9 protein-coding genes and 1 pseudogene are annotated in these 8,720 nt (G+C 71.6%); 5 read left to right on the top strand and 5 right to left on the bottom strand.

Annotated features, from left to right (window positions below; genetic code table 11):
- On the bottom strand, positions 1–444 hold a 444-nt coding region (locus C1J00_RS32470), incomplete at its 3' end, for an MBL fold metallo-hydrolase (protein ID WP_146046293.1).
- A 159-nt stretch (positions 445–603) separates the two neighbouring features.
- Here C1J00_RS32470 and C1J00_RS32465 point away from each other — a divergent pair.
- On the top strand, positions 604–2,055 hold the full coding sequence (locus tag C1J00_RS32465) for an aldehyde dehydrogenase (protein ID WP_102912561.1): 1,452 nt from the start codon (positions 604–606) through the stop codon (positions 2,053–2,055).
- A 2-nt stretch (positions 2,056–2,057) separates the two neighbouring features.
- On the top strand, positions 2,058–2,291 hold the full coding sequence (locus C1J00_RS32460; protein WP_102912560.1) for a ferredoxin: 234 nt from the start codon (positions 2,058–2,060) through the stop codon (positions 2,289–2,291).
- Positions 2,292–2,601: 310 nt separating this feature from the next.
- On the opposite strand, the gene C1J00_RS32455 is transcribed toward C1J00_RS32460, so the two are convergent.
- Positions 2,602–3,261: a TetR family transcriptional regulator gene (locus C1J00_RS32455; RefSeq protein WP_102912559.1), complete on the bottom strand. Its 660-nt coding sequence runs from the start codon at positions 3,259–3,261 to the stop codon at positions 2,602–2,604.
- A 211-nt stretch (positions 3,262–3,472) separates the two neighbouring features.
- Between C1J00_RS32455 and C1J00_RS32450 the strand changes: the two genes are divergently transcribed.
- From C1J00_RS32450 to C1J00_RS32440, 3 genes are read left to right on the top strand one after another with little or no spacing between them, the layout of a single operon-like run.
- Positions 3,473–4,984, top strand: coding sequence for a glycosyltransferase family 4 protein (locus tag C1J00_RS32450; RefSeq protein WP_102912558.1), 1,512 nt, complete (start codon positions 3,473–3,475; stop codon positions 4,982–4,984).
- A complete protein-coding gene (locus tag C1J00_RS32445; protein WP_102912557.1) occupies positions 4,978–5,727 on the top strand; it encodes a class I SAM-dependent methyltransferase in 750 nt (249 codons plus the stop codon). Before C1J00_RS32450 ends, C1J00_RS32445 begins: the two co-directional genes overlap by 7 nt.
- On the top strand, positions 5,724–6,794 hold the full coding sequence (locus C1J00_RS32440) for a prenyltransferase/squalene oxidase repeat-containing protein (RefSeq protein ID WP_102912556.1): 1,071 nt from the start codon (positions 5,724–5,726) through the stop codon (positions 6,792–6,794). Before C1J00_RS32445 ends, C1J00_RS32440 begins: the two co-directional genes overlap by 4 nt.
- A 103-nt stretch (positions 6,795–6,897) precedes the next feature.
- On the opposite strand, the gene C1J00_RS32435 is transcribed toward C1J00_RS32440, so the two are convergent.
- The 3 genes and pseudogenes from C1J00_RS32435 to C1J00_RS32425 all read right to left on the bottom strand — a co-directional run.
- The gene (locus tag C1J00_RS32435) at positions 6,898–7,191 is read right to left on the bottom strand and encodes a hypothetical protein (RefSeq protein WP_102912555.1); all 294 of its coding nucleotides are present in this window, start codon (positions 7,189–7,191) and stop codon (positions 6,898–6,900) included.
- A 46-nt stretch (positions 7,192–7,237) separates the two neighbouring features.
- Positions 7,238–8,248 (bottom strand): LLM class F420-dependent oxidoreductase, encoded by a 1,011-nt coding sequence (locus C1J00_RS32430; protein WP_102912554.1) that lies wholly within the window; start codon positions 8,246–8,248, stop codon positions 7,238–7,240.
- 96 nt (positions 8,249–8,344) lie between these two features.
- Positions 8,345–8,720, bottom strand: a pseudogene (locus C1J00_RS32425) (hypothetical protein); the annotation flags it as partial.

Here is an 8,720-nt window from a genome sequence, read left to right as displayed (position 1 = left end):
GGAGAGGCCGGGCAGGGCGCGGGACCGGGGCGCCCGCAGCGGGGCGATGTGCTCCTCGGGAGCGCCGGCCGCGGCGAGCTTGGCCGCCATGTAGGAGAACCAGCGCTCGGGACGGGCCTCCCGGGTCCGCCGTACGACCGCGGTGTCCGCCGCGTGCATCGCGATCCACGCGCCCGACGCCTCACGGACCCGGCCGGACAGGCCGTGGTGGTCCGGGTGGTGGTGGGTGACGACCACGCCGTGGATCTCGGCCGCCGAAGTGCCGCAGGCCATGAGGCCCTGGGCGAGGGTGTCCCAGGACTCCGGGTCGTCCCAGCCGGTGTCGATCAGCACCGGGCCGCGGTCGGTGTCGACGACGTACACCAGCGTGTGGCCGAGCGGGTTGTCCGGGATCGGGACCCGGAGGGACCGGACGCCTCCGCCGTGGTCGGTCACCTGTGTCATGGGCTCCCCTGTCGCCGGCTCCCCGTCACTATAACTAGAACGGGTTACAGCGAGGAGTCTCCTCGTGGTGCGCGGTCCGTGGACTCCTCGGGGCGGGGCTGGTATCAGTGGGCGTACCTGATGCACCGTCAGAGAACGCTCCCGGGGAGGCAGTCGGCCATGACCGAGCTCGTGGAACACGGACAGCTGTTCATCGGCGGGGAGTTGACCGACCCCCTGGGCCAGGACGTCATCGAGGTGGTCTCACCGCACACCGAGGAGGTCATCGGGCGCGTCCCGCACGCCTCGGCGGCGGATGTGGACCGGGCCGTGGCGGCGGCCCGGCGGGCGTTCGACGAGGGGCCCTGGCCGCGCATGAGCCTCGACGAGCGGATCGAGGTCGTGGGCCGGATCAAGGACGCCATCGCGCTCCGGCACGACGAGATGGCCCGCGTGATCTCCGCCCAGAACGGCTCGCCGTACTCCTGGAGCGTCCTCGCCCAGGCGCTCGGCGCGGTGCTGGTCTGGGACTCGGCGATCGCCGTCGCCCGGAACTTCACCTACGAGGAGCAGCGCGACGGCGTGCTGGGCAGGATCCTCGTACGCCGCGAGCCCGTCGGGGTCGTGGCCGCCGTGGCCCCATGGAACGTCCCGCAGTTCGTCGCCGCCGCCAAGCTCGCCCCGGCCCTGCTCACCGGCTGCACGGTCGTCCTCAAGCCGTCGCCCGAGTCGCCGCTCGACGCCTATCTGCTCGGCGAGATCGCCCGCGAGGCCGGGCTGCCGGAGGGCGTGCTGTCGATCCTGCCCGCCGACCGGGACGTCAGCGAGTACCTGGTCGGGCACCCCGGCATCGACAAGGTGTCCTTCACCGGGTCGGTCGCGGCCGGCAAGCGCGTGATGGAGGTGGCCGCCCGCAACCTCACGCGCGTGACGCTCGAACTGGGCGGCAAGTCCGCGGCCGTCGTCCTGCCCGACGCCGACGTCGGGACGGCCGTCGCGGGCATCGCGCCCGCGGCCTGGATGAACAACGGGCAGGCCTGCGTCGCCCAGACCCGCATCCTCCTGCCGCGCTCCCGCTACGACGAGTTCGCCGACGCCTTCGCCGCCGCGGCGGGCGCCCTGAAGGTCGGCGACCCGCTGGACCCGGCGACCCAGGTGGGTCCGCTGGTGGCCCGGCGGCAGCAGCAGCGCAACCTCGACTACATCCGCATCGGTCAGGAGGAGGGCGCCAAGATCCTCACCGGCGGCGGACGCCCGGCCGGCCTGGACCGCGGCTGGTACGTCGAGCCGACCCTCTTCGGCGACGTCGACAACTCCATGCGCATCGCCCGCGAGGAGATCTTCGGCCCGGTGATCTGCCTGCTGCCCTACGACGACGAGTCCGACGCCGTGAAGATCGCGAACGACTCCGACTACGGGCTCAGCGGCAGCGTGTGGACCGCCGACGTCGAGCGCGGCATCGACATCGCCCGTCAGGTTCGCACGGGCACGTACTCCGTCAACACCTTCAGCCTGGACATGCTCGGCCCCTTCGGCGGCTACAAGAACTCGGGCCTGGGGCGGGAGTTCGGGCCCGAGGGGTACGGCGAGTACCTGGAGCACAAGATGATCCACCTCCCGGCGCAGGCGTAGCGATGGGCGACCGCTGGCACGTCGAGGTCGACCGCTCCCTGTGCATCGGCTCCGCGCAGTGCCTCCACCACGCGCCGGACGGCTTCCGCCTGGACGCCGCCCGCCAGTCCCGTCCGACCGCCCCGGACATGGACGCGAACGAGCGGGTGCTGGAGGCGGCCGAATGCTGCCCGGCGGAGGCGATCACGATCACGCTGCGTGACAGCGGGGAGGCGGTGTTCCCGCCGGAGGAGTAGCGCCCGGTAGTGCCGTTGGCGTCCGGAGGGCCCGTAGCGCCCGAAAAATCTTGAATGGCGGGGGTTACATTCTCTTGCTGGCGTTTTACCCTGGAATCGGCCTACGAGGCGAGTGAGGGAGTCCGACCGGAGCGGCCGACGTCGGCGGGAAGTTTCGGCTTCCGCTGGTGCCGACTGCGACGGTAGGGCTGAGAGGCCGGAAGGACGCAGGGCCGTAAGGCCGGGCGCCCGGAAGGCGACCCCCAGTACCTGATCCGGACCATGCCGGCGAAGGGAACCCGTCTCGTAGGTCCTCGTCGTGTCCGGGGGCCTACGGAGCGGCCGGTGCCGTCAGGTCGATCAGACGGCACACCGTCTCGATGTCGATCTTCACCTGGGCGATCGAGGCGCGGCCCGACAGCCAGGTGATCAGCGCGGAGTGCCAGGTGTGCTCGATGACCCGGACCGCCGAGAGCTGTTCCGGGGTCGGGTTCTCCTGGCCCATCGCGTCCAGGATGATCGCCGTCGTCTGGCGGGAGACCTGGTCGACCTCGGGGCTCACGCTGCGGTCGGCGAAGGTCAGCGCGCGGACCATCGCATCGGCCAGATGCGGCTCGCGCTGCAGTGCCCTGAAGGCCCGCATCAGCGTCTCCGCGACTCGCTCGGCCGCCGTCTCGCCCTGCGGGGGCTTCTTCCGCAGCGTGCCGTGCATGTGCTCCAACTGGTCCTGCATCGTGGCGACCAGCAGGTGGATCTTGGAAGGGAAGTAGCGGTACAGCGTGCCGAGCGCCACCTGCGAGGACTCCGCGACCTCGCGCATCTGCACCGCGTCGAAGCCGCCCCGGCTGGCCAGCTGCGCACTCGCGTGCAGGATGCGGCGGCGGCGGGCCTCCTGCCGCTCCGTGAGGGGCGGGGAGACGGGGGCTGCCGCTCTGGCTTCCACCTTGGCCGGCTTGTTCACCTTGGCGCTCACCTTGGCTTCCGCGGGCATGTGTCGGTCCCGTTCCGTGACCGTCCGTGAGGACGAGTGATCACACAGCATGGCACGGTGTCGTCGTGGCGTGAATCACCTGATCCACTGCTCACAGCACCCCTACCTGCCGGTAGATTCAGAGCCTCCGAACGATCAAGTCTGAAACTTGTTCTAGATTAGCGTCCCGGCGTAATCTCGCGGGACAGTGCAGTGGAGAAGGGGGCCGAGAGTGACCGCTGAGGCCAGGGAGGCCGGGGCCACGGAGGGCCCCGCTGCCGACGGCTTGCGACCGCTCAACATCGCGCTCCTCACCTATAAAGGGAACCCGTTCTGCGGCGGCCAGGGCGTCTACGTCCGGCACCTCTCCCGCGAACTGGCCCGCCTCGGCCACCGGGTCGAGGTCATCGGCGCCCAGCCGTACCCCGTCCTCGACGAGGGCCACGACGGGCTGAGCCTCACCGAGCTGCCCAGCCTCGACCTGTACCGCCAGCCGGATCCTTTCCGCACACCGGGGCGCGGCGAGTACCGCGACTGGATCGACGCGCTGGAAGTCGCGACGATGTGGACGGGCGGCTTCCCGGAACCGCTGACCTTCTCGCTGCGCGCCCGCCGCCATCTGCGCGCCCGCTGCGGCGAGTTCGACGTAGTGCACGACAACCAGACCCTCGGCTACGGCCTGCTGGGCGATGTCGGCGCACCGCTGGTGACGACCATCCACCATCCCATCACCGTCGACCGGCGGCTGGAGCTGGACGCCGCGGAAGGACGCAAGCGGCGCTTGTCGGTGCGGCGCTGGTACGCCTTCACACGCATGCAGAAGCGCGTCGCGCGAAGGCTGCCTTCCGTGCTCACCGTGTCCGGCACCTCGCAGCAGGAGATCATCGACCACCTCGGCGTCCGGCGGGACCGCATCCACGTGGTCCACATCGGCGCCGACACCGACCTGTTCTCGCCGGACCCCTCGGTGCCGGTCGTGCCGGGCCGGATCGTGACGACGTCCAGCGCCGACGTGCCCCTGAAGGGTCTGGTGCATCTCGTCGAGGCACTGGCCAAGGTGCGGACCGAGCACCCCGGCGCCCATCTCGTCGTCGTCGGCAAGCGGCCCGCCGAAGGGCCGGTCGCCCAGGCGATGGAGAGGTACGGCCTCGCCGGGGCCGTCGAGTTCGTCAAAGGCATCTCCGACGCGGAACTCGTCGACCTGGTCCGCTCGGCGCAGGTCGCGTGCGTGCCGTCACTCTACGAGGGCTTCTCCCTTCCGGCCGCCGAGGCCATGGCGACGGGCACGCCCCTGCTCGCCACGACCGGCGGCGCCATACCCGAGGTCGCCGGCCGCGACGGCGAGACGTGCCTCGCGGTACCGCCCGGCGACGCGGACGCGCTCGCCGCGGGCCTGGGCCGGCTGCTGGGCGACGCGGAGCTCCGAGCCCGCCTCGGCACGGCCGGGCGTGAACGGGTCCTGCGGAACTTCACCTGGGCCAGGGCCGCGGAGGGCACGGTGGCCCGCTACCGCGAGGCGATCGACCGGGCCGGGGCTCGCACCGTCCCGTCGGCGTCCGGCCGTTCGGCCACCTCGGCGGGGCCTGTGGCCGCAGCCCCGGCGGGCACAGCAGATGCTGTGGCTGTAGCCCCGGTAGGCGCAGCAGGCGCTGTCCCCGCGGCCACGGCAGGTACAGCAGGTGCTGTCCCCGCGGCCCCGGCAGATGTAGAAGGCGTCAACTCCGAAAGCAGGGCCACGTGCTGACCGTCGACTTCTCCCGGTTCCCGCTCGCCCCGGGCGACCGCGTCCTGGACCTGGGCTGCGGTGCCGGCCGGCACGCCTTCGAGTGCTACCGGCGTGGCGCGCAGGTCGTGGCGCTGGACCAGAACGCCGAGGAGATCCGCGAGGTCGCCAAGTGGTTCGCCGCGATGAAGGAGGCCGGCGAGGCCCCCGAGGGCGCCACCGCCACGGCCATGGAGGGCGACGCCCTCGCGCTGCCCTTCCCCGACGAGTCCTTCGACGTCGTGATCATCTCCGAGGTGATGGAGCACATCCCGGACGACAAGGGTGTCCTCGCGGAGATGGTGCGGGTGCTGAAGCCCGGCGGGCGCATCGCCGTCACCGTCCCGCGCTACGGGCCCGAGAAGGTCTGCTGGGCCCTCTCCGACGCCTACCACGAGGTCGAGGGTGGCCACATCCGCATCTACAAGGCCGACGAGCTGGTGGAGAAGATCCGCGAGGCCGGCCTGGAGCCGTACGGTTCGCACCACGCCCATGCCCTGCACTCGCCCTACTGGTGGCTAAAGTGCGCCTTCGGCGTCGACAACGACAAGGCGCTGCCGGTGCGGGCGTACCACAAGCTGCTCGTCTGGGACATCATGAAGAAACCGCTGGCCACCCGGGTCGCCGAGCAGGCGCTGAACCCGCTGATCGGCAAGAGCTTCGTGGCATACGCGACCAAGCCGCACCTGCCGCGTCCGGCCGACACCGGGGCGGACACCAAGTGACCACTCCCCGGACGGAACATCTGGTCCTGCCCGGGGTCCTCACCGCGGAGGAGGCCGCCGCGACCGTCGCCGGCATCCTCGCCGTGCAGCGCGAGGACGGCGCCATCCCCTGGTTCCGGGGACACCACCTCGACCCGTGGGACCACGTCGAGGCGGCCATGGCCCTCGACACGGCCGGAGAGCACGAGGCCGCCGAGCGCGCCTACCTGTGGCTGGCCCGGCACCAGAACGAGGACGGCTCCTGGTACGCCGCCTACACCGACGGTGAGCCCGACGCGGTCACCGACCGGGGCCGGGAGACCAACTTCGTCGCCTACATAGCCGTCGGTGTCTGGCACCACCACCTCTCCACCGGTGACGACGCGTTCCTGGATCGGATGTGGCCGGCGGTGTACGCGGCCGTGGAGTTCGTGCTCCGCCTCCAGCAGCCCGGCGGGCAGATCGGCTGGCGGCGCGACGACGACGGTACGGAGACGACGGACGCCCTGCTGACGGGGAGTTCCTCCATCCACCACGCGCTGCGCTGCGCGCTCGCCATCGCCGAGCAGCGGGAAGAGCCGCAACCTGACTGGGAGTTGGCGGCGGGTGCGCTGCGGCACGCCATACGGCGCCACCCCGAGCGGTTCCTGGACAAGAACCGGTACTCGATGGACTGGTACTACCCGGTGCTCGGCGGTGCGCTGACCGGTGCGGAGGCCAAAACCAGGATCGAGGAGGACTGGGACCGGTTCGTCGTCCCCGGGCTGGGCGTGCGGTGTGTGGTTCCCAACCCGTGGGTGACGGGGGGCGAGTCCGCCGAACTCGCGCTCGCGCTCTGGGCGATGGGGGAGTCCGACCGGGCACTGGAGATCCTGCAGTCGATCCGGCATCTGCGGGATCCGGAGAGCGGGCTGTACTGGACGGGGTACGTCTTCGACGACGACGCGGTATGGCCTCGGGAGCTCACGACGTGGACGGCCGGGTCGTTGTTGCTGGCCGTGGCCGCGTTGGGCGGGCACGAGGCTACTTGTCGGGTGTTCGGTGGCGCGGACCTGCCGGTCGGGCTCGAGTCGGACTGCTGCGCCTAGGGGCTCGGGAGTTGCTGCCGGATGGCGGGGCGCGGGTAGTGCGCGGCTGATCGCGCCCACGCGGCGGAGCCGCATGTCGAACACGGCCCGCGCCCCTGTGGCGTCAATGCCGGTGTACTCGATTGGCGATGGCGTGGCCGACGAACAGGTACACCACCGCTGCCAGGCCGTAGCCGCAGACCACTCGGGCCCATGCCTCGTCGAACGTGAACAGGTCGTGCGACCAGCCGGCGAGCCAGCGGGCCGCGTCGTGGATGAACTGGACGAACGAGTTGCCGGGGTTGGCTTCCAGCAGGTACATCAGGATCCAGAGACCCAGGATCAGGGCCATGATGTCGGCCACGACCGCCACGATCGTGCCGGCTTGATTCGCACCGTTGCGATATCGAGGGGACATACCTTCCGGATTGCCCTTGAACTCTGGATGAAACCAGCGGATTCGCTCAGGAGTTCAACTCGGCGAGTACCCGCAGGGTGTGCGCGTCGGGGCTGAGCACGAGGAGGTCCGTCACCGGGCCCTTGCGCCACGACTCCAGCCGCTCGGCGATCCGTTCGCGCGGTCCGACCAGGGAGATCTCGTCGGCGAAGGCGTCGGGGACCGCCAGCACGGCCTCCTCCCTGCGGCCGGCGAGGAACAGCTCCTGGATGCGGCGGGCCTCGGCCTCGTAACCCATGCGGGCCATCAGGTCGGCGTGGAAGTTGCGTGCCGCGTGGCCCATGCCGCCGATGTAGAAGCCGAGCATCGCCTTGACGGGCAGCAGGCCTTCGGCGACGTCGTCGCAGACCCGGGCTTGTGCCATCGGCGCGACCAGGAACCCCTCGGGCAGCTCCGCCACGGCCGGGCCGTAGACCTCCGGACGGGTCGGCGACCAGTACAGCGGCAGCCAGCCGTCGGCGATCCGCGTCGTCTGGGCGACGTTCTTCGGCCCCTCCGCGCCCAGCAGGATCGGCAGGTCCGGACGGAGCGGGTGCGTGATCGGCTTGAGGGGCTTGCCGAGGCCCGTGGCGTCCGGGCCCCGGTAGGGGTGGGAGTGGAAGCGGCCCGCCAGTTCGACGGGGGCCTCGCGGCGCAGCACCTGCCGCAGGACGTCGACGTACTCGCGGGTGGCGGTGAGCGGCGAGGCGGGGAACGGGCGGCCGTACCAGCCCTCGACGACCTGCGGGCCGGACAGGCCGAGGCCCAGCATCACGCGGCCGCCGGACAGATGGTCCAGCGTCAGGGCGTGCATCGCGGTCGTGGCCGGCGATCGGGCCGCCATCTGCGCGACGGCCGTGCCGAGCAGGATGCGGGAGGTGTGGGCCGCGATCCAGGTGAGCGGGGTGAACGCGTCGGAGCCCCAGGACTCCGCCGTCCACACGGAGTCGTAGCCGAGCCGCTCCGCCTCCTGCGCCAGGGGCACGTGGCCCAGGGAGGGGCCGCGGCCCCAGTAGCCGAGCGCGAGACCGAGCCGCATGCCTGCCTCCTGACGATACGTCAGCTGACGGGACGCCGACTGTACGACAACGGCCCCCCGCCCGGAAGGGCGAGGGGCCGAGAGGCGCTGAGGGGCTCAGCCGCGCTGGATGCCAGACGTGTCCTGCAGGACACCGCGGCGGCCGTCCTGCGTCTGGGCGACGAGGGTCGCACCGCGCTGCTCGACGGCCAGGTACCAGGTACCCGGGGCGAGTTCGGCGATCGGCGTCGGCGAGCCGTCCTCCGCGAACAGCGGCCGCGGCACCGGCACCGCGAACCAGAACGGGGAGAAGTCCCCCGCGGGCTGCTGCGGCTGCTGCTGCGGCTGGGCCTGAGCCTGCTGGGGCTGCCCGCCGAACGGCTGCCCGGGCTGCCCCGGCTGCGGCTGGCCGTAACCGCCGGGCTGCTGCGCGCCCGGGTAGCCGTAACCACCGGGGGGCTGTGCGCCGTAGGGCTGCGGGGCGGCCGGGCGG

The sequence above is a fragment of the Streptomyces cahuitamycinicus genome, assembly GCF_002891435.1.
GTDB classification, from domain to species: Bacteria; Actinomycetota; Actinomycetes; order Streptomycetales; family Streptomycetaceae; genus Streptomyces; species Streptomyces cahuitamycinicus.
Note: the sequence above shows the minus strand (reverse complement) of the source record. Positions and strands in the feature narration are given on the sequence as shown.

Bases quoted from the DNA above. Each gene is read 5' to 3' on its own strand.
- C1J00_RS32465 (WP_102912561.1), top strand. From the start codon at position 604: ATGACCGAGCTCGTGGAACACGGACAGCTGTTCATCGGCGGGGAGTTG.
- C1J00_RS32460 (WP_102912560.1), top strand. From the start codon at position 2,058: ATGGGCGACCGCTGGCACGTCGAGGTCGACCGCTCCCTGTGCATCGGC.
- C1J00_RS32455 (WP_102912559.1), bottom strand. From the start codon at position 3,261: ATGCCCGCGGAAGCCAAGGTGAGCGCCAAGGTGAACAAGCCGGCCAAG.
- C1J00_RS32435 (WP_102912555.1), bottom strand. From the start codon at position 7,191: ATGTCCCCTCGATATCGCAACGGTGCGAATCAAGCCGGCACGATCGTG.
- C1J00_RS32430 (WP_102912554.1), bottom strand. From the start codon at position 8,248: ATGCGGCTCGGTCTCGCGCTCGGCTACTGGGGCCGCGGCCCCTCCCTG.